Here is a 19,695-nt window from a genome sequence, read left to right as displayed (position 1 = left end):
ATGTGTTTATTTTATGTATTTTGAATTATTATCTCAGTTTCTATTCCCTCTTCTTTTTTAAATTTAGCAAGCGGATTTTCTAAGGTTCCTTCCAATTGTAAGCTCTCGATTGGGTCGGCTAAACTCAACATTTGTTTTGTATTGCTTAACTGCAACCTGTTTAAACAACAGCGATCAAACTCATCAACAAACAAATCATATCTCTTGTATTTCTCTGAAAACTCAGGATGCTCTTCCTGATACTCATACACACATTCTGCCACCAATTCCCAGAAGTTTTCTTCTGAAAAGTTTGCGTAACGGTCTAATTGTTGTGCCATAAAACGGAAAAAACAATCGAAAACATCTGTAAAAATGGTTAGTACTTTCATTTTATCAGAAGTTTTAGTAAACAATCTTTCAGCGTGTTCTGGTAAGTGTATTTCTTCATTAAAAACAATTACTTCTTCGGTAATGTCTTTCATTAAAACATATACAGGAGTACTTTCTTCTAATACTAGAATAAGATTTTCTCCGTGTGGCATAAACACAAATTCGTACTTATAGAAACAATGCAATAAAGGAGCTAGATAAGCTTTTAAATAACGTTGAACCCAAGTAGTAGTAGTATAAGGTGATGCATCTATTAAAGCAGCCAACAATAATTTTTCTTGATAATCTGCATGTAATAAAGCAGCCATGGTAAGCACACGTTGATTGGAGCTAATTTTTGTAAACGGACTCTCACGCCACAAGGTCGATAACATTTTATTATGTGGATTTGTTTTTCCTAATACCTCATAATAATGGTTGTGGTATCCTACCGTTGCTACTTCACCTAACATGGTAAAACCATTATTTTGCAAATACGTATCGTCTACCAACAAATCTGTTATCCATTTTGTGATGTGTGGGGTGCTTTGCATATAATACGGAGATAATCCACGCATAAAGCCCATATTTAAAATAGACAAGGCTGTTTTAGTGTATAACTTTTCTGGATGTGATACGTTAAATAATGTTCTGACGGATTGCTGTGCTGAAAATTCATCATCGCTTTCCCCAACTAAAATGATATTCTTCTGAGCAATATCTGCCCCAAAAACGGCTACTATTTTATTTTTCCATTGCCAAGGATGTACGGGCATAAAAATGTAATTTTCTAAGGCTACATTTTGTTTCTTTACAACTTCTTTAAATGAGATTAGTTTTTCTTTTCCTAATTCACTTTCTAAAAGTTTTTCATATTCATATCCTTTAACAGCTGTGTAGGTCGCATATTTCTTATGTACCGCGATCCACACTAGTTTAAATGGATAATTGCTTTCTGGTGCATATACATGGTAATCATCAATATTGAATCCTATTCTACCATTATTTGCTACAAAACAGGGGTGACCTTCAGTCATCGCATGTTCTATTTCTTGAAAACTTTTCTCTGCTAATTCATGGGCTGAAAATTTCTCCTTTACATATTTATATGCTGCTCCTGAAAGTGTACTTGTTATTTCTTCTAAATAGGTTGCTAAAAACTCATTAGGAATACCTAATGTGTTCTGAAATTCTGTTATAAAATGCAATGCATCTAGATAAACTTCTTCTGAAGTACTGTTCTTTTTAATGATACTTTTTGCATCTACCAACCAGTGATCAAGCAAATATTTTTTTGCTTTAAATCGATAGATAAACTTATTATCATCAGAAGTTATTTGGTATGTGCATCCATCCTCTTGTTCTGAAATGAATTCGGGAGTTAAAATAAGTTCGTGTGAAAACTCACTGATGGCTTTTTTTATTAATTGACGATTTACAAACTTCCATACATCAGGTTGTAAATGTGCTATACTTTTTTTCATTATTTATTTTTCAAGGATATGTCATCTCGAGTGAAATGAAGTAATCTTTTCTTAAACTAAAGATTCTTTAGTCATCTTCTTACTCCTTCAGAATGACGGTAGTTTTTATACTTTATTTATGGCTTTTATATAGGTTTCTCTTGTACAAAAAGCTAGCGCAGCTTTTTTATGAGGTAACTCAATTTCTTTTTGGTATTCAAAGCCTGCTTTTTTATTTAGCACATGTATTTTTTCGTTGTTCACATCAGGCTCAACGACAATTCTTTCTACTTGTGGTACACTGAAAAAATAATCGATAATGGTTGAAAATACATGCCAAGTAAACTGTGGCACTCTTTTTTTCACTGGGGCTACTAAAACGTGCATTCCGTAATCGTTTTCCTGTACATCATAGTAGTTTGCTATGATATCCTTTGATGCTTTGTACTGTTCCATCAAAAACACAGGAGTATCATTTAACATCCCTATATAACTATAATGATGTGGGCTGTTTTCAATTTCTTGATATTCGGCACGTACTTCTTCTACAGATTTTTCCAACATTCCCCAATATTTTGCATACGGTTTTGTTACCCAGCTATGCAACATTGGTGTATCTGTTTCCAATTGAAACGGACGAATACTTATTACTCCCAATCCAGTTATTTCTTTGCTAAATACTTTTTGAAATGTTTGAACCATAATTATACTTCCTGAGTTTTAAATACAGCTATTGGATTGTCTAGTTTTCCCGCAAATTGTAGTAAAGCAACGGGGTCGTCTAAATCAATCATTTGCTTGTGATTGTTCAATTGCAATCTATTTAAACACGACAGTTTAAAGTCTTCAGCAAACAAATCATATTGTTCAAACTTCTTCAACAATTCTGGAAACTGCTCTTGATATTCTTGAATATTTTCTGCTACTAACTTCCAAAAACGGTTCTCGCTATAACTTGCATGTTCTTCTAAAATTGGAGCTAAAAAACGGAAGAAACCATCAAACATATCTGTAAATATGGATAGTAATTTTACGTCTTCCGGAACGGGTGCGTACATTCTTTTTAAGTCTTCTGGCAATTCAACTTCTGGATTTAAAATACATGCTTCTTCGGTAATATCTTTTAGTAAAGCATATGCTGGAATGTTATTTTCTAATACCAAAATAATGTTTTCACCATGTGGCATAAACACCAAATCGTACTCATAAAAACAGTGCAATAAAGGACTTAAGTATGCTTTTAAATAACTACGTAACCAGTCATCTATTGAAATTCCAGAGTCTTTAATAATTTCTGGCAACAATGCTTTTCCGTGATGGTCTATATGTAATAATGCTGCCATCGTTAGTGGCTTTTGATTTTGTTTAACCACTGAATATGGGCTTTCTCTCCATAACGATGCTAACATTTTATTGTAATCGTTGTGCGGACCAAATTCTTCAAAATATGGATTCACATAGCTAACCGAACCAATTTCGCTCAACATTCTAAATCCGTTTTCCTTTATATACGCATCATTATACAACAGGTTTTCTAACCAAACTGCCATTTTAGGAGCAGTTCCTAAATAATACAATGGCAATCCTCTCATAAAGCCCATGTTTAGGATAGACAATGCCGATTTTGTATAAAATTTCTGTGGATTGGTTATATTAAATAGGGTTCTTATTGATTGTTGCGCTAAGTATTGGTCTGGTCCATATCCTAAACAGATTAAATCTCCCTTGGCAACTTCTGAAGCAAAAACTGTAGCTAGTTTGTTAAACCATTGCCATGGGTGAACAGGAAGAAATAAGTACTCTTTTGGACTAAAGCCTTTTTCTTCAATTATTTTATTGAATTGTGCTATAGTATCGGCATCTAACTCCTGATGTATTAAGGTTTCATAGGGCAATGCTTCTATCGCTGAAAAAACTGCTTTTGATGTATGCCCTGCCAACCATAATAACGAAAAAGAATTTCCTGCTTCTGGTGCATACGAACGATAATCGCTACTATCAAAACCTATTCTTCCATTATTTGCTACAAACCCTGGATGTCCTTCCGTCATAGATTGCTCTACGGTTTGAAAATCAGCTACCGCTAATGCTGCTGCTGTTGGATTTCCTTTAGTCATTTTAAATGCGCTTCCGTATAATGTGTTTATAATTTCTTCTAAATACACGGGCATTTTTTCATCAGCAATTCCTAATGCTTTTCTAAATTCTTTTATAAAAGCAATCGCATCGATTTCTTCTTCAACTTCTTTTGCATATTTTTTTATAGAGTTTTCATCAATCATAAAATGATTTAAAGCCATTGGTTTTGCTTCAAACTCATATTGGATTTCAATATCATCTGCATAAACTTTATACTGATTGTATCCATCACTTAACTCTTGAATTATTTCTGGTTGAATTAATAGTTCATGAGAAAACTCGCTCAGTGCTTTTTTCACTAATAATAGGTTCGCTTTTTGCCAAACCTCTGGTTGTATATGTTGGGTTGATTGTTGTGGAGAAACCACATTATCTAGGGTGTTCATGGCACTTCTTTTTGATGGTATAAAAGATTGTATTTGTTGTTGGTAATTGGTTTTGGTTAAAAATGCTAGTTGTGCTGTTTTGTTAGGTAATTCTATTACGCTTCCTAGTTGAAAACCTATGCGTTGACATAGTGCAAACATTTTTTTGTTTCGGATATCGGGTTCTACTACTATTCTATTGATGATAGGGTTCGTAAAAACAAAATCCATAATAGACCGAAACATAAACCACGTAAAATTTGGTGTTTTACTGGTTTTTGGTGGTGCTACAATAATATGCACGCCACAGTCAGCCGTTTTAGCTTTATAAAAATTATGAATAATGTCTAGTTGCGGATTGTAACGCTCTAATACAAATGCAGGTTCATTATTAAACATTCCTACAAAAACATCATAATGTTCTGGAGCTATAAGTTGGGTATATTCTTCTTCAACTTCTTTTACCGTTGCCTTTTGCATTCCCCAAAAAACAGCATACTCTTGTGTTACCCATTTTTGTAAAAAAACACTGTCTCTTTTTACTTGAAAAGGGCGAATAGTAATTCTTCCAAAATCTTTGTATTTTTTTGAAAAAGCTATGGTTTCTGTTGTTCTCATAATTTAAGCTTTGGCTAGTTGTTTGTGTACTTTCCTTACCGATTTAAACACGATAAAATACAAGACTAGTGTGAGTATAAATCCGCCTAAAGCAATAATGAAAGGCATACGTAAACCAAAGCTGTCGACTATAATCCCTACGTTTAGCGAAGCTAATAACACACCTAGGTTTTGAAAGAAATGTATTTTACTGTAATCTAGTGAGTATGATTCTGGAGAACTCAACTCGAATAATAAAATATCGAATTTCACGACTCCTTGAAAAATTGCCCATCCGTAAATAATTCTTCCTAAAACAACAGCTGCTTCATTAGGTATTCCTTGTAACACCAATCCTATCAAACCTATACATAAAGCATTTATAATTCCTTCGTGTCCTTTTGATTTTCGTTTGTTATTAATCCATAATGCTATTAAGGCAACAAAACCTGGAATGGCATAGATAGTACCTGAAACCAATTTGCTTTTATACATTGAAAAACTTTCCCAATACAATGAAAAGAAAGGTCTGATTAAAAAATCACTGAAATACAATATCAATGTAATCAAGCCTAATTTCAAAATAAATCCTTTTGGAATATTTTTTTTATCAGTTACGGCTGACTCTTCTGAAATAATTAAATCAGTAGCATACTTTTTACTTTTTAATAAATAACCACTCATAGCCATTTGAATAAAATCGCCTGCTGCCATGATTAAAAAAATACTACTCGGGTTTATATAATCTACTGTTAAACCTCCCAACACCGCTCCTAAGATTCCTCCTAAATGCACCACTACTGAAAGTAATCCGATTATACTTGGATGTTCTTCTTTTGTTATTATTTTTAAAATGTACGGATATACCAGTAAATAGCTTCCTTTAAACAGTACCATTACAAGTGATACTATCCAGAAATTAATATATGATGTGGTATAATAACAATACAATGCTAACATACCTGCAACAGCTTGAGTGTAAACTAAAATGTTTAATTCTGAAACTTTTTTAGAAACATACGCCCAAAAAGGAAATGCAATCATTACCATAAAGCAGATGGCTGCAAAATAGTATCCGACATTTTTAGGATTCTTCATTCCAAAACGAAGCTCAAAAAACTGTGGATAAAATGGATGCAATAAATAATCGCTTACTACTGCAACCAGTGTCATTAGTATTAAAAATGTTTTTAACTTCATACCTCTATGCAAAGACATTGAGTTCTATTTCCTCTTCTTGTGTAACCTCAAATTGTTGAAACGCTATTTTTTGCTCAATAGGGTAGTGCTCAACTCCTGTTATTTCTTTAATAATGTATGAGTTTTTATATGCAGCCATCCCTAAATCAGGGGTTACAAAACCATGTGTATGTAGCTCTACATTCTGAACAAAAATTTCGCTGTGATTTTTATCTATGGTATAATTACGTTGTACATCAAAACGATCTTGATAATCCCATAAAATTCGATCTGCAATTCCTTCTATAAAATCAGGTAATTGATATTCATATCCTGTGGCAAGCACCAATCCGTCAGTTTCATGTTTAAAATATTTGTCTTGTTCTACTTGATGAAGTTCAAGTTTAATACCGGTATCTGATACTTTCGTGGTTTTCAATTCCGAATTGGTACGCAGTGAAACTTTTAAAGGTTCTTTTGATAGGATTCGTTTCGCATATAATGTATCGTGAATAGCTCCTATTAAATCTTGATTGATCCCTTTGTATAAATGCTTTTGATTTTTAATTAATGCATCTCTTTTGGATGCTGGTAAATTGTAAAAATAGTCTACGTATTCTGGAGACGTCATTTCCAGTGTTAACTTAGCATATTCTAGCGGGAAAAAGCGAGGTGAACGGGTTATCCAATTCAATTCATATCCTTTAGTATCTATTTCTTGTAATAAATCAGAAAATATTTCAGCAGCACTTTGCCCACTTCCTAATACAGTTATTCTTTTTTTATTCTGTAATTGTTCTTTATTAGGTAAATATTCTGATGAATGAACAGCAACATCTTTCAACTTTTTACAACAAGCAGGAATGTAAGGTTGTGTTCCTGTTCCTAACACTAACTTCTTCGCTTTATAAATTTTAACTTCCTGTGTTTTTGTACAAATACTTGTAACTACATAAATTTCGTCTTTTTGATCGTAGTCTACGTTCGTAACTTCTGTATTAAAATATACGTTGGATAGCTTGCTAATTACCCACTGACAATAGTGATTGTACTCATTTCTAAGCAACAAGAAATTTTCTCGTATATAAAAAGAATAAATTCTTCCTTGTTCTTTTATATAATTAAGAAAACTAAAAGGGCTTGTGGGGTCGGCTAGGGTTACCAAATCTGCCATAAAAGGTACTTGTAAAGTAGTATCTTCTAATAACATTCCTGGATGCCAATCAAATTTCTCTTTTTTATCAAGAAATACTCCATGTAAGTTTTCAATTGGTTCTGATAAACAGGCCAATCCTAAGTTAAAAGGACCTACACCTATGGCTATAAAATCTAATATAGTATTCTTCATCTTTTTTAGTTTGTAGTTTTGTATTGTTCTCCTGTAGTTTTAATCATTTCTATAATGTTTAGGAGATTGTTAATTGTGTTTTTAGGATTTAGTAGTGTAAATTTTAGATAGATGTTACCGTTTAATTTTGTACTTGCTATTGATGCTTTTCCAGCTTTGTATAAGGTGTTTTTGATATATAAATTAATTGTGTCATGAATTATATCTTCTGTTATACCTTTTGCTTTATATCGAAATACTAGGGTACTTAGTTCTGGTACATGAGCAATTTCAAAACACTCCTGATCTTTTATACCATGATATACTGCTTTTGTTAAAGAATGTACCTCTTCTAAATAATTCGCTATAGTTTTTGTCCCCATTGTTTTTAAGGTCAACCAAACTTTTAAGGCATCAAATCGACGTGTTGTTTGGATTGATTTTTCTATAAGGTTAGGGCGTTGTGGATCTTTATCTTCAACAGGATTTAAGTAATCTGCATAATACGATACATATTGAAAATGCTGTTTATTATTAACTAAAAACGCACTACAGCTTACGGGTTGAAACAACGTTTTATGAAAATCGATGGTAATAGAATCGGCTAACTCAATCCCTGTAAAATACTCTTTATGGGTATTTGTAAGTGCATAAGCTCCTCCATAAGCTCCATCTGCATGCAACCACATATTGTGTTCTCTAGTAATTTTCCCTATGGTTTGTATCGGGTCAAAACTACCATAATCGGTAGTTCCTAATGTTGCTACCACTGCAATTGGAATGTTTCCTTTCTGTTTTGTTCTTTCTATAGCCAACACCAATTCATTAACATCCATTCGCATTCTCTTATCTACTTTTACAGGAATAACTGCATCATAGCCCATCCCTAACAAAGCGGCACTTTTTTGAATACTAAAATGTGCCTTTTCAGAGCAAAAAACTCTAAACTTACTTATTTCACCACTCCAACCATGTTGCTTAATGTTAATCCCAAAATTTTTAAAGGCATAATTATCTCGAGCCATTAATAGCCCCATAAAATTAGATTGTGTACCTCCGCTTGTAAAAACACCATCTGAATTATTTGAAAGATTAAATACGCTAGTTATCCATTGAATAACTTCTTGTTCTATAAAAGTTGCTGAGGTACTTTGATCCCAGGTTTCAACTGCAGTATTTATTGTTGTTGTAATCATTTCTGCAATGACCGAAGGCAATGTAATTGGGCAATTTAAATGCGCTACATATGTTGGGTTATGAAAAGCGATTGCATTTTTTATGTACAAATCATTTAATTCTTCTAAAACACTATCAATTGTGTGTGTTTCTTCAATGTTTAGCAATTTTGCTTGTTCTTTATTTTTTAGAATTTCCTCAAGATTATCTCCTTGATAAAAAGTTCTATTGGATAAAAATTGCTGAATATAGGAGGTTGTTTTCTGAATATACTCTTCGTATAAATTTACCGATTCATCACTAAATAAATAGTTGTTTAACGATAACTCCTTTAAAGAAGGGTGTGATTTAAGAATCATTTATTTTTATTTAGTCTTAATAGTTTTAAGCAAAAATATATTCACTTCAGCCAAACTAAATGACGTAAATGGAAATTAAAATGACGCAATTAGCATTTCATTATAAAAAAGCGTAGGACCTTAAGTTAAACTTAAGGTCCTACGCTTTTTAAATTTTATTCTTGTTTTTTTAACTCTCTGGAGCTAATTCAACTTCTAAACCTTCTAAATCTGGTGTCATTTGTATTTGGCAACCTAATCGGCTATTATCTTCTACATAAAAAGCTTCTGCTAACATTGCTTCTTCATCGTCTCCCATTTCTGGTAATTCGTGATCTGATTTAACATAGCATTGACAAGAAGCACACATTGCCATTCCTCCGCAAATACCAATGGTTCCTTCTGGAGCTAGCTCATACGAGCGTACCACTTCCATTAAGTTCATTGCCATATCTGTAGGCGCTTGTACTTCGTGAGTAACTCCGTCACGGTCGGTAATTTTTATCGTAATATCTTGTTCCATTATTACAAATTCATTTTTTTTCGAAGTGTTTTCGCTCTTTTATCTTCTCCGTCATGTGTCCACCCTGGTGAATTGAATATATAATTCAGTTTATCACTCCATTTATCAGCTCTCTTTACATCATTCCAAATAGCAGTATATTCATGAGTCGCTACTTTTACGGGATTAAAAGTTTCAATATTCACCGTAAGTCCATAAACAGGCTTATCGACATCTTTTAATTCTTCAGAAAAGGTACCAAATATACGATCCCAAATAATTAAAATTCCCGCATGGTTACAATCTAAATATCGAATATTTGATGCGTGATGCACTCGGTGATGCGATGGTGTATTGAAAATTAATTCGATTGGTTTTGGCAGTTTATCAACTAGCTCTGTATGTACAAAAAACTGATAGATTAAACTAATTCCCATCATAGTAAACATCATTAACGGATCAAAACCTAACAACGGAATCCACATCCAAAAGAAAAATTTATGAATACGTTCACCAACTCCTTGACGCAATGCCGTTCCTAAATTCATATGTACTGACGAGTGATGTGGTACATGACCTGCCCAAAACAAACGCACCTCATGATTTAAACGGTGGAACCAGTAATAAGCAAAATCATCAGCTAATAATAATAGAATCCATGCCCACCATTGACGTTTCACTATGCCTTTTAACGAACTCATTTCATACAAATAGAAAAAAGCTACAAAGGCTAAAATCTTCGGAATAAATTCAATAATCGTAGAAAACACCATCATTAACATTGATACTCCTGTGTCTTTACCGTGATATTTTTCTTTGGCAAATTGGTATTCTACCAACATGGAAATGAAAAATACTGGCAAGGCGAAGTACAATAGTTTGTCTTCTGATAATTGCTGTATGTATTCGGTTAATGTCACGCTTAATTAATCGCTTTAATCACAGCTTTCGGTGCTTCTTTTCTTGTTCCATCAAATCCATCAACACCACCAACTGTTGTGTATTTCATCACATATTTCTTGCCTGGATGAATACGTTTATAAGCACTCTGGCACATTAACGTTGCTTCGTGAAATCCACATAAAATTAACTTTAACTTACCGGGATAAGTATTTACATCTCCTATTGCGTAAATTCCTTCAACATTAGTTTGATAGTCTAAAGCGTTATTTACTTTTATGGCATTTTTCTCTATTTCTAATCCCCAATTTGCAATAGGTCCTAATTTTGGAGACAGTCCAAACAACGGAATAAAATGCTCACAAGGTAACGTAAATGGTTCTTTATCTTTTTGCTCTACTAGTACACCTTCAACTTTATCATCACCAACAATTCCTTTTACTTCAGCTGGTGTAATTAACATTAACCTTCCTTCGTCTTTTAACTCTTGTACTTTATCAACAGAATCTAGGGCTCCTCTAAACTCATTTCTTCTATGAATTAAGGTTACTGATTTTGCTACTTCAGTTAAGAAAATAGACCAATCTAGAGCAGAGTCTCCACCTCCTGCAATTACTACATCTTTACCACGATAAATATCTGGTTCTTTAATCATGTATTCCACTCCCTTATCTTCAAAGTTTGCGATATTAGGGATAAGTGGTTTGCGTGGTTCGAAGCTCCCCAATCCTCCTGCTATAGCAACTACAGGTGCTTGATGTTTTGTTCCTTTGTTAGTTGTTACAATAAACGTTCCGTCCTCTTGTTTTTCAATAGTATCGGCACGTTCTCCTAAGGTAAACCCTGGCTCAAATTGTTTAATTTGTTCTAGTAATTTATCGGTTAAATCACCTGCTAAAATCTCTGGGTAAGCTGGGATATCGTAAATTGGTTTCTTTGGATAAATTTCTGAACACTGCCCACCTGGTTGTGGTAAGGCATCAATTAAATGACAACGTAATTTTAATAATCCTGCTTCAAAAACCGTAAATAATCCTGTAGGGCCTGCTCCAATAATTAATATATCTGTTTGTATCATTTTATAACAAAATTCTCTTATTTATACTGAGATTCCTGCCTTATTTTAAAAGGCAGGAATATGTATGCGTTAGTGATTGAGTGGCTTGTTTGAGCTCTCCCAATTTTTTCAATTGGGAAGCGAGTAACGAAAGCACGCCCGAACGCCCAAAATTAAGGCATAAACTTTTTTTAAAAGCTAGTTTTTGTCAGCTTATGCTACATTAATTACTTCTGTAATTTCTGGTGCGTATTTTTTAATCGTTGCTTCTACTCCATTTTTCAAGGTCATTTGATTGACTGAACAACCACTACAAGCTCCTTCTAGTTGTACTTTTACTGTACTGTCTTCTATAGATAATAGTTTAATATTACCTCCATCACTTACTAAAAAAGGTCGGATTTCTTCCAACGCTTTTTCTACGTTATTTCTTATGTCTACTGTTGCCATAACTGCTTATTTTGAGCTACAACCACTCATCGTAGTAATTCGTACTACTTCTGTGGGTGGTAAGTTTGCATTTCTTTTTAATAGTTGCGAAACCATTTCTTTGGTTACCTCTGTAAAAGCTTTTGCTAGTGGTGTATTTTCTTGTAACGCTACTGGATGACCAACGTCTCCTGCTTCACGTATGCTTTGTACTAGAGGGATTTCTCCCAAGAAACTTGTTTCAATATCTTCTGCTAAGTTTTTAGCACCCCCTTCTCCAAAAATGTAATATTTATTATTAGGGAGTTCTGCTGGTGTAAAATACGCCATATTTTCAATGATACCTAATACTGGTACGTTAATACTTTCTTGTTTAAACATTGCTACTCCTTTTTTGGCATCTGCTAAAGCAATGTTTTGTGGCGTACTTACTACTACTGCTCCATTAATTGGCACCGCTTGTACTATTGATAAATGTACGTCTCCTGTTCCTGGAGGTAAGTCTATTAACAAGAAGTCTAATTCTCCCCAATCTGCATCAAAGATTAATTGATTTAATGCTTTTGAGGCCATTGGTCCACGCCAAATTACTGCTTGATTTGGATCGGTAAAAAAACCTAGTGATAATAATTTTACCCCGTAACTTTCAATCGGTTTCATTTTCGAACGCCCATTTACATTTACAGCTAATGGTTTTTCTTTTTCTACATCAAACATTAAGTGTTGTGATGGCCCATACACATCTGCATCTAACACCCCTACTTTAAAGCCCATTTTTGCTAATGAAACTGCCATATTTGAGGTAATTGTAGATTTTCCTACACCTCCTTTACCCGAAGCAATAGCTATGATGTTTTGAATATTAGGTATTTCTTTTCCTCTAATTTGATTCGGATTTTCTTTTTGTTGAACTTCTACTTTTACATTCACCTTTACATCAATTTTTTGATTAACATGTTGGTGAATTGCTTTCATTATTTCAACTTCTACTTTCTTCTTAGCCTGAAGTGACGGGTTTGCAATAGTAACATCTACGATTACTTCATCTCCAAAAGTAACTACATTGGTTATATTCTCATTTTCAATCAAACTTTTACCTTCACCTGGTGCTGTTATCGTTTCTAATGCCTCGTATATATCTTGTTTCTTAAAACTCATGCTTTATGCTTTAAACAACAAGCGGTAAACTCGTTGCTTATTTTTATTTAATCTTAACTGCAAAGATACATTTTAGACCCAAGAAAATAAAGTCTTTAGATTGGTAATATTTATAGGTTGATAAGTTGGTTTTATAGATAGGTTCTCGATACGATTTTCTTTCAGAAAATCACTCGAACTGACAACTAGGGCTTGATATTTTTTATACGTTTTTAAAAATCAGGAAATATTAGAGTAATTCTTCGCTCGGATTCCAGAATACCTTTTTAAAGTCTTGAATTTGATTATCGACCACCTTTATTCCTTCGCTCTCTAGCAATTGTTGCATAAGGTTGGTTCCATCAAAATGATGTTTTCCTGTTAGCAATCCTTTTCTATTAACTACACGATGCGCTGGTACTTCTTTTTCTGAAGAGTTATTCATCGCCCAACCTACCATTCTTGCCGAACGAGCTGCTCCTAAATAGGTGGCAATGGCTCCGTAACTGGTTACTCTTCCGTAAGGAATTAGCCGTGCTACTTCGTATACTTTTTCGAAGAAGTTTTTATCTGTCATACAGTGTAAATATAAGAATTTACCCATACTAGAAAAGACTTAAAAAAAGAGATTTCTCGTTTCACTCGAAATGAAATTTGCTAAATATTAACTGTGTTAGCGATTGCAGCTAGTTACATTATAAAGCGTAAAGAGTAACCCGAAGGGGAAAGCTAAAAAAAAATCCTGCAAAAGAGCAGGATTAATAATTGAGTTTGAATTTTATATAGGTAATCGGCTTACCGATTTCTAAGTATTGTTTTTCGTAGAAGGTTTGTGTACTTGTAACTTCTTTTGGACTGTATACGTTTTTATATACATCATGATTTGCATGTAAAATTTCATGCCCCTCTCCATGCAATAAGCCTAAGGTATACCCATGCATAAATTCACTATCCGTCTTTAAATTAACTGTTCCTTCAGAATTTAAAATACTGTCGTATTTTTTTAGGAACTCTGTATTAGTCATACGGTGTTTAGTACGTTTGTATTTAATTTGTGGATCTGGAAAAGTTATCCAAATTTCAGAAACTTCATTTTCAGCAAAAATATAATCTACCAATTCTATTTGGGTTCTAATAAAGGCAACATTATTCATGTTATTTTCAAGTGCTGTTTTAGCTCCTCGCCAAAAACGCGCTCCTTTAATATCGATTCCAATAAAGTTTTTGTCAGGGTTTTTTTCTGCTAGAGCAATTGTATATTCACCTTTACCGCAACCCAGTTCTAAAACTATTGGGTTGTTGTTTTTAAAAAAAGTATTCCATTTTCCTTTGTAAGAAAAATTATTGGTTACTTCTTCTCGAGTTGGCTGAATAACATTAGCAAACGTTTCATTTTCTTTGAAACGTTTTAGTTTGTTTTTACTTCCCAAGGTATATAGAAATTAAACTCTATCTTCTGTTCCTTCTCTTTGAAAACGAGCAGCTTCTTTCATCCAATAAGCAAATAATACTAATAGGATTACTAAAAAGAACCAGTTTACAGCGTTTGAAGTCCACCAACCTGCATCTGATTTAGCTACTGTTAAACGTAACCAATTGAATGGTGCAAATAAAAAGTCGGTAAATAAACTACCAATCCATCTAAAAATATTGCCTGCTATCATATCTTAAGTATCTTTACAGTTGCAAAAATATAAAAAGAAACAATGTTAGCCAATTTTTTCGGTAAATCTAAACCTATTAATTTTATTGTACTGTTTGTGCTTTTTTTAGGGTATTTTGTTTTAGGTGTTTTTTCTAAGGATTTTTCTTTCAATCTTATTAAAGAACTAGGGTGGTTTTTGGTGGTTTTTTCTATTTACAATTTTATTATTACCAAGAATTTATTGACTTACGATAGTTCTTTTGCTTTTTTGTTTTTTGTAATTTTAATTGGCTTTTTTCCTGACGTTATTAGTATAAATAAAATATTTTTTTCTAATCTAACTATACTTCTTTTTTTACGAAAAGTATACAGTTTACAGTCACCTAAAAACATTTATCATAAGTTATTTGATGGTGGCTTGTGGTTAGGTATCTCATTTTTAATAGAACCTTACAGCGTCTTATTTGCTTTACTCCTATACTTGTCTATCTTTTTAAACCAGCGTTTTACTTATCAAACATTATTAATTCCAATAATAGGAGTTTTTGGTCCAGTTTTTTTATATTTTACCTATTATTTTTGGTATGATAAGACAGAAATATTTTTATCACTTTTTAATTGGAACCTTTATCCTGATTTAAGTTTTTACACTCTTCAAGAATTTTTGTTTCCTATTCTTTTTATAAGTTTTTTTATTATCATTTCTATTCTTTTAAAAACTCCAAGAGTGTTTTCTGTTAAGAATAAATTTAGAATAAATTGGATTTTAATTCTTACACATTTAGTAATTGGAACTACTATTTTACTTTTAGTTGAAGATGGTTCTGGAAGTGAATTTTTATATGTTCTCTTTCCACTTTCTGTTATTCTTGCTAACGGAATTGAGATTTTTCAAAAAAAATGGTATGCTGATGTTATTATTATACTATTTTTAATAGCCTCTTTTACAGTAAGTATTGTTGTGTAAAATTATAATTTTACTCCATATGCTAAATCTCCAGCGTCTCCTAAACCTGGTACGATATAACCCTTATTATTTAGTTTTTTATCTATATCTCCAATCCATAAAGTAGTGCTTTCTGGAAAATATTTGGCTATATATTCTACCCCTTCTTCTGAGCCAATAACTGAAGCTATTATTATTTCTTTTGGAGTTCCATATTTTTTTATTCCTTCATATACCTCAACCATTGAGCGCCCTGTTGCTAACATTGGGTCTACTAACAATAACGTCTTCCCATCAATAGATGGTGACGCAAAATACTCTACCACTATTTCAAATTCATCATCATTATTAGGGTGGTGACGATATGCTGAAATAAATGCATTTTCTACGTCATCAAAATAATTCAACATTCCGTTATGTAGAGGTAGACCTGCTCTTAGAATAGAGCATAATACTATATTATTTGTTGGTAAATTTACCTTTTTTACTCCTAAGGGTGTTGTTATTTCTTTGACTTCATAATTTAACTCTTTACTTAGTTCATATGCAAGAATTTCGCCAATTCGTTCTATATTTCTACGGAAACGCATTGAATCTTTTTGAATTAAGGTATCTCTAAGTTCGGCTAAAAATTTATTAAGAATAGAGTTTTGTTTGGCTAAATGATGAACTTTCATGAAATACTTTTTTGTGTTCTACAAAAGTAACAGAAATTTATTAGGGTTTTACAAATTCGATTAATGCCTTTAAAAGTTCATCTTTAGCTTCTATATGACTCATATGTCCGTTAGGCAGTTTAATTAGCGAAGTATTTGTTCTCTTTGCTTCATTTTCAACAATCTTATAATTCAATATTGGGTCTTGCTTTCCTACAATCATTAATCGTTTGTCTATTGTTTGTAAAACCGCTTCTCTATTTTTACGTAAGCGCATTCCTTCACTCGCTGCTATATAACCTCTTACTTGTATTTTTAGAGCTTCATTTCTTACTTTTTCGATTTCATTGAAAAGTTGCACTCGCATATTTTCAGCAAATAAATTACCTATCGACATTTTTATTAATGTTTCAAAGTTTTCTTTTGCCATCTCATTCGCTCTGATTCGTAGTTGCTTTCGTTCTTCACTATCTGCTTGGGCTGTAGAGTTCATCAAACATATTCCTTTTACATTTTTCGGATATTTTTCTACAAATGCTAAAGAAACGTAGCCTCCCATAGAATGTCCTATAAAAATGGCTCTTCGAATTCTTAGTTCTTTTAGTACTGCTTTTACAGCATCTGCCATTTCCTCCATAGAATGTATATATCCAATACATCCTGTTTTTCCGTGCCCTAACAAGTCGATAGAAACTACTCTGTGCTTTTTGGATAATTCTCTACCTATGCTATTCCACATCGTAAAATTCTCTAAAAACCCGTGAAGTAATACAATAACACTTCCTTTTCCTTCAGTAGTAAAGTGTATTTTGGTATTTTTAAATTCTATACTGTTTTGCATTCAACAAAAATATGTATCTTTCATTAGTAAACTTATCAAATAATTGCTAAAAATGTTGATTTCTCCTTTTCATAATCTTTCTAAAAAAAAGAGCAAAAGCTTACGGTTTTTCTTGTAGTTTCTACATCAATTCTTATAATTTGTATGCTTTATTTGGATAGTTTTTTAAAATTGATGTCTGCAAAAATGGCATTATAAGCTTTGGGTTAGCAAAAGATATTGCAACATCTAAGGAATATATTGATTCTTGGAACGTGGTTTCTAAAATAGCTTGCGGCATTAGTTTAGGACTCGTTTTTCTTTTTTTAATTTCTTATTCTTCCTTAATAACTATTTTTATTCATAAGCTGAATAAGATACTTTGAAGTTATACTTACATTTTCTTTGTTTTTTGCTGGTTTTTGTGATGCTATCGAAAACTTTGGTTTAATTAAGTTGCTGCTGGGAAGCATATAACAACAATGGAGTTCTATTGCTTATTTTTTGCTATACCTAAGTTTGTTTTTATTACTGTTGGAATACTTTATATTCTTTTCAATTTTGTTTATTTGTTATTTATAAAACAAAACAGATGAAATTATCAAAAGAAACTTTAATTACAGGATTTGCTTTATTTTCTATGTTTTTCGGGGCTGGAAATTTGATTTTACCTCCTTTTTTAGGAAAAAGCGCTGGCAATTTATGGTATTGGGTAGCTATTGGTTTTTTTGTTACAGCAGTTTTTATTCCTTTATTAGGAATTTTAGCACATGCTAAATTACAAGGTACTATGTACGATTTTGGGAAAAAAGTATCTCCTTCTTTTAGCCTTATATATTGTTTTGTTATTTACGCTATTAGTATTGCTCTACCTGCTCCTAGAACTGCATCGGTAACACATGAAATGGCTATTGCACCTTACTTTAGTAATAGTAGCTCATTGATTACTAGTTCAATTTATTTCGGTCTTGTTTTTATTTTTACCATGAACCGATCAAAAATTCTAAACATATTGGGCAAGTTTTTAACCCCTCTTATTATATGTATTCTATTGACTATTATTTTTGTTGGTATTTTCTCTGCTCCTGATACAATAGCGTCCACTACCCTTAAAGCTCCTTTTGTTGATGGTTTACTAGAGGGGTACCAAACTTTTGATGCAATTGCATCTATAGTTGTTGGTGGTGTTTTAGTTATTTCCATGAATTTTAACCCTAACACAACTTTTGAAGAGAAAAAAGAGCTAATTACAAAAGCGGGGTTTATTGCTGGTTTGGGATTATTAATTATTTATGCAGGTCTTATTTATAATGGTGTTTTGTTTAGTTCTACTTTTTCTGAAAGTGCTAACAGAACAGAGGTTTTAAGCTCTTTGAGCAATCAAACTTTAGGTAATATTGGAAGTGCTTTTCTTAGTGTTTTAGTTGCTTTAGCTTGTTTTACAACGGCTGTTGGAATTATTACTGGTACAGCCGATTATTTTAAAGGCATTAACAATAATTCACAAAAAGTTTTTACAGTTACTGCAATTATTGGGTGTTTTTTTGGGGTTATAGTAGGTCAATTTGATGTAAAATACATCATTAATATTGCGTTACCCTCCTTAATGTTTATTTACCCTATTACCATTGTATTAATTATCTTAAATGTTCTTTCTAAAAAATATACCTCAGCAATAGTTTTTAAAGTTGTGGTAGGAGTCACTTTTTTATTTAGTATTCCTGATTTTTTGGGTTACATTATAAATCCTGAATATTTATCTGAAATAAAAAACAATATTCCTTTTGCAAACCAAAATTTAGGGTGGGTATTACCCGCTGCTTTTAGTTTTATAACAGCCAATTTAATTCAATTGAAAAAACCTGTTTTAACTGAGTAAATAATCTACTTAAATAGGTTATTTTCTTTATCTATACATCTAGTTATCATTTTTACTATAATCTAAAAAAGCTCGCGGTTGCGAGCTTTTTTAGATTATTTAAGTTGAACTTCGTTAAAAACGATATCCTAGATTTATTCCTACTCTTGGTACAATTGAATGAGATTCAGGTGTAAATAAATTTCTACCTAACCCTCCATAAATATCTATTACAAAACCTCCAGAAGAAATATATTTTGAACCCACAGCAATACCTAAAGCACCATCAGTATACTTCTTAAAAGTATTGGGTAAACCATCAAGATCTATTTCTTTTTCTCCTATATTTATACCCATAAAAACTTCTCCAAAATAATTCCAAGTACTACTGTTGGTAAAATAATGACGAAAAAAAGGAGTAAACATTTGTTTTTCATTGTATTTGAAGTCTGCAGATCTTTTTTCAAAATTAAACAAGGCAGAAATACCTACCGATGAGCGTTCTGTTGTATAATATTCGTACGACACCTCTAAAGTTTTAAATGCCAAAGCATCTAATAAATCTACTTTAACTTCTTGTTGTGCGTGAGCAAAAGAACTGATAAAAACTACAGTTGCTAAAAGTATTTTTCTCATATAAATTTTTTATAAGTTATAATTTATTTATCATTATCAAGTTATGATACCACAAACATACAACTTTTCCTAAATAATATGAAAAAGGTATTATGAGCAATTACAATTTGTATCACAGTTACTTTTTTTAGCGTTAAATAAAAACTTCTTCACTAAAAAAGCAACAGCTCCACA

Annotated in this window: 19 protein-coding genes; 2 read left to right on the top strand and 17 right to left on the bottom strand. The window is 32.3% G+C overall.

Translation table 11 applies throughout. The features are described from left to right. Positions 1-11 precede the first annotated feature (11 nt). The 14 genes from ACKTSW_RS14120 to ACKTSW_RS14055 form a co-directional block, all read right to left on the bottom strand. Entirely contained in the window at positions 12-1,835 is a 1,824-nt protein-coding gene (locus tag ACKTSW_RS14120; RefSeq protein WP_408025894.1) for an IucA/IucC family protein, read from the bottom strand. A gap of 105 nt (positions 1,836-1,940) precedes the next feature. Next, positions 1,941-2,516 carry a GNAT family N-acetyltransferase gene (locus ACKTSW_RS14115; protein ID WP_408025893.1) on the bottom strand — a complete coding sequence of 192 codons (576 nt, stop codon included), beginning with the start codon at positions 2,514-2,516 and terminating at the stop codon, positions 1,941-1,943. 2 nt (positions 2,517-2,518) lie between these two features. Next, complete coding sequence (locus ACKTSW_RS14110) at positions 2,519-4,936, bottom strand: GNAT family N-acetyltransferase (RefSeq protein WP_408025892.1); 2,418 nt, start codon at positions 4,934-4,936, stop codon at positions 2,519-2,521. A 3-nt stretch (positions 4,937-4,939) separates the two neighbouring features. After that, positions 4,940-6,088, bottom strand: a complete 1,149-nt coding sequence (locus tag ACKTSW_RS14105; protein ID WP_408025891.1) for an MFS transporter — start codon at positions 6,086-6,088, stop codon at positions 4,940-4,942. 31 nt (positions 6,089-6,119) lie between these two features. After that, a complete protein-coding gene (locus ACKTSW_RS14100; RefSeq protein ID WP_408025890.1) occupies positions 6,120-7,442 on the bottom strand; it encodes a lysine N(6)-hydroxylase/L-ornithine N(5)-oxygenase family protein in 1,323 nt (440 codons plus the stop codon). Between the two features lie 5 nt (positions 7,443-7,447). After that, positions 7,448-8,956, bottom strand: a complete 1,509-nt coding sequence (locus tag ACKTSW_RS14095) for a pyridoxal phosphate-dependent decarboxylase family protein (protein ID WP_408025889.1) — start codon at positions 8,954-8,956, stop codon at positions 7,448-7,450. A 169-nt stretch (positions 8,957-9,125) separates the two neighbouring features. Further along, positions 9,126-9,458, bottom strand: coding sequence for a 2Fe-2S iron-sulfur cluster-binding family protein (locus ACKTSW_RS14090; RefSeq protein ID WP_133535310.1), 333 nt, complete (start codon positions 9,456-9,458; stop codon positions 9,126-9,128). Between the two features lie 2 nt (positions 9,459-9,460). Further along, positions 9,461-10,357: a sterol desaturase family protein gene (locus ACKTSW_RS14085; RefSeq protein WP_408025888.1), complete on the bottom strand. Its 897-nt coding sequence runs from the start codon at positions 10,355-10,357 to the stop codon at positions 9,461-9,463. A 2-nt stretch (positions 10,358-10,359) separates the two neighbouring features. After that, the gene (locus ACKTSW_RS14080) at positions 10,360-11,415 is read right to left on the bottom strand and encodes an NAD(P)/FAD-dependent oxidoreductase (protein ID WP_408025887.1); all 1,056 of its coding nucleotides are present in this window, start codon (positions 11,413-11,415) and stop codon (positions 10,360-10,362) included. 192 nt (positions 11,416-11,607) lie between these two features. After that, entirely contained in the window at positions 11,608-11,844 is a 237-nt protein-coding gene (locus tag ACKTSW_RS14075) for a NifU family protein (RefSeq protein WP_408025886.1), read from the bottom strand. A gap of 6 nt (positions 11,845-11,850) precedes the next feature. Next, entirely contained in the window at positions 11,851-12,981 is a 1,131-nt protein-coding gene (locus ACKTSW_RS14070) for an Mrp/NBP35 family ATP-binding protein (RefSeq protein WP_408025885.1), read from the bottom strand. A 229-nt stretch (positions 12,982-13,210) separates the two neighbouring features. After that, positions 13,211-13,537 carry an MGMT family protein gene (locus tag ACKTSW_RS14065; RefSeq protein ID WP_408025884.1) on the bottom strand — a complete coding sequence of 109 codons (327 nt, stop codon included), beginning with the start codon at positions 13,535-13,537 and terminating at the stop codon, positions 13,211-13,213. Between the two features lie 181 nt (positions 13,538-13,718). Further along, positions 13,719-14,390, bottom strand: coding sequence for a tRNA (guanosine(46)-N7)-methyltransferase TrmB (gene trmB, locus ACKTSW_RS14060; RefSeq protein ID WP_408025883.1), 672 nt, complete (start codon positions 14,388-14,390; stop codon positions 13,719-13,721). A gap of 12 nt (positions 14,391-14,402) precedes the next feature. Beyond that, positions 14,403-14,624: a DUF6341 family protein gene (locus tag ACKTSW_RS14055; protein ID WP_408025882.1), complete on the bottom strand. Its 222-nt coding sequence runs from the start codon at positions 14,622-14,624 to the stop codon at positions 14,403-14,405. 42 nt (positions 14,625-14,666) lie between these two features. On the opposite strand from ACKTSW_RS14055, the gene ACKTSW_RS14050 reads away from it, so the two are divergent. Then, a complete protein-coding gene (locus ACKTSW_RS14050; RefSeq protein WP_408025881.1) occupies positions 14,667-15,572 on the top strand; it encodes a DUF6427 family protein in 906 nt (301 codons plus the stop codon). A 2-nt stretch (positions 15,573-15,574) separates the two neighbouring features. On the opposite strand, the gene upp is transcribed toward ACKTSW_RS14050, so the two are convergent. Further along, positions 15,575-16,228 carry a uracil phosphoribosyltransferase gene (gene upp / locus ACKTSW_RS14045; protein WP_408025880.1) on the bottom strand — a complete coding sequence of 218 codons (654 nt, stop codon included), beginning with the start codon at positions 16,226-16,228 and terminating at the stop codon, positions 15,575-15,577. Positions 16,229-16,268: 40 nt separating this feature from the next. Beyond that, a complete protein-coding gene (locus ACKTSW_RS14040; RefSeq protein ID WP_408025879.1) occupies positions 16,269-17,048 on the bottom strand; it encodes an alpha/beta fold hydrolase in 780 nt (259 codons plus the stop codon). 571 nt (positions 17,049-17,619) lie between these two features. On the opposite strand from ACKTSW_RS14040, the gene brnQ reads away from it, so the two are divergent. Beyond that, complete coding sequence (gene brnQ, locus ACKTSW_RS14035; RefSeq protein WP_408025878.1) at positions 17,620-18,906, top strand: branched-chain amino acid transport system II carrier protein; 1,287 nt, start codon at positions 17,620-17,622, stop codon at positions 18,904-18,906. Positions 18,907-19,020: 114 nt separating this feature from the next. Here the strand turns inward: brnQ and ACKTSW_RS14030 are convergent, their stop codons facing one another. After that, positions 19,021-19,521 (bottom strand): DUF3575 domain-containing protein, encoded by a 501-nt coding sequence (locus ACKTSW_RS14030; protein ID WP_408025877.1) that lies wholly within the window; start codon positions 19,519-19,521, stop codon positions 19,021-19,023. Positions 19,522-19,695 lie beyond the last annotated feature (174 nt).

It is taken from the genome of Tenacibaculum sediminilitoris (genome assembly GCF_964513795.1).
GTDB lineage: Bacteria > Bacteroidota > Bacteroidia > Flavobacteriales > Flavobacteriaceae > Polaribacter > Polaribacter sediminilitoris.
The sequence above is the reverse complement of the archived record's forward strand: the minus strand, read 5'-3'. Positions and strand labels throughout refer to the sequence as shown.

Coding starts and splice junctions, on each gene's coding strand:
- ACKTSW_RS14100 (WP_408025890.1), bottom strand. CDS start 7,442: ATGAAGAATACTATATTAGATTTTATAGCCATAGGTGTAGGTCCTTTT.
- ACKTSW_RS14055 (WP_408025882.1), bottom strand. CDS start 14,624: ATGATAGCAGGCAATATTTTTAGATGGATTGGTAGTTTATTTACCGAC.
- upp (WP_408025880.1), bottom strand. CDS start 16,228: ATGAAAGTTCATCATTTAGCCAAACAAAACTCTATTCTTAATAAATTT.
- ACKTSW_RS14030 (WP_408025877.1), bottom strand. CDS start 19,521: ATGAGAAAAATACTTTTAGCAACTGTAGTTTTTATCAGTTCTTTTGCT.
- ACKTSW_RS14070 (WP_408025885.1), bottom strand. CDS start 12,981: ATGAGTTTTAAGAAACAAGATATATACGAGGCATTAGAAACGATAACA.
- ACKTSW_RS14040 (WP_408025879.1), bottom strand. CDS start 17,048: ATGCAAAACAGTATAGAATTTAAAAATACCAAAATACACTTTACTACT.
- ACKTSW_RS14075 (WP_408025886.1), bottom strand. CDS start 11,844: ATGGCAACAGTAGACATAAGAAATAACGTAGAAAAAGCGTTGGAAGAA.
- brnQ (WP_408025878.1), top strand. CDS start 17,620: ATGAAATTATCAAAAGAAACTTTAATTACAGGATTTGCTTTATTTTCT.
- ACKTSW_RS14120 (WP_408025894.1), bottom strand. CDS start 1,835: ATGAAAAAAAGTATAGCACATTTACAACCTGATGTATGGAAGTTTGTA.
- ACKTSW_RS14115 (WP_408025893.1), bottom strand. CDS start 2,516: ATGGTTCAAACATTTCAAAAAGTATTTAGCAAAGAAATAACTGGATTG.
- ACKTSW_RS14090 (WP_133535310.1), bottom strand. CDS start 9,458: ATGGAACAAGATATTACGATAAAAATTACCGACCGTGACGGAGTTACT.
- ACKTSW_RS14095 (WP_408025889.1), bottom strand. CDS start 8,956: ATGATTCTTAAATCACACCCTTCTTTAAAGGAGTTATCGTTAAACAAC.
- ACKTSW_RS14105 (WP_408025891.1), bottom strand. CDS start 6,088: ATGACACTGGTTGCAGTAGTAAGCGATTATTTATTGCATCCATTTTAT.
- ACKTSW_RS14080 (WP_408025887.1), bottom strand. CDS start 11,415: ATGATACAAACAGATATATTAATTATTGGAGCAGGCCCTACAGGATTA.
- ACKTSW_RS14110 (WP_408025892.1), bottom strand. CDS start 4,936: ATGAGAACAACAGAAACCATAGCTTTTTCAAAAAAATACAAAGATTTT.
- ACKTSW_RS14050 (WP_408025881.1), top strand. CDS start 14,667: ATGTTAGCCAATTTTTTCGGTAAATCTAAACCTATTAATTTTATTGTA.
- ACKTSW_RS14065 (WP_408025884.1), bottom strand. CDS start 13,537: ATGACAGATAAAAACTTCTTCGAAAAAGTATACGAAGTAGCACGGCTA.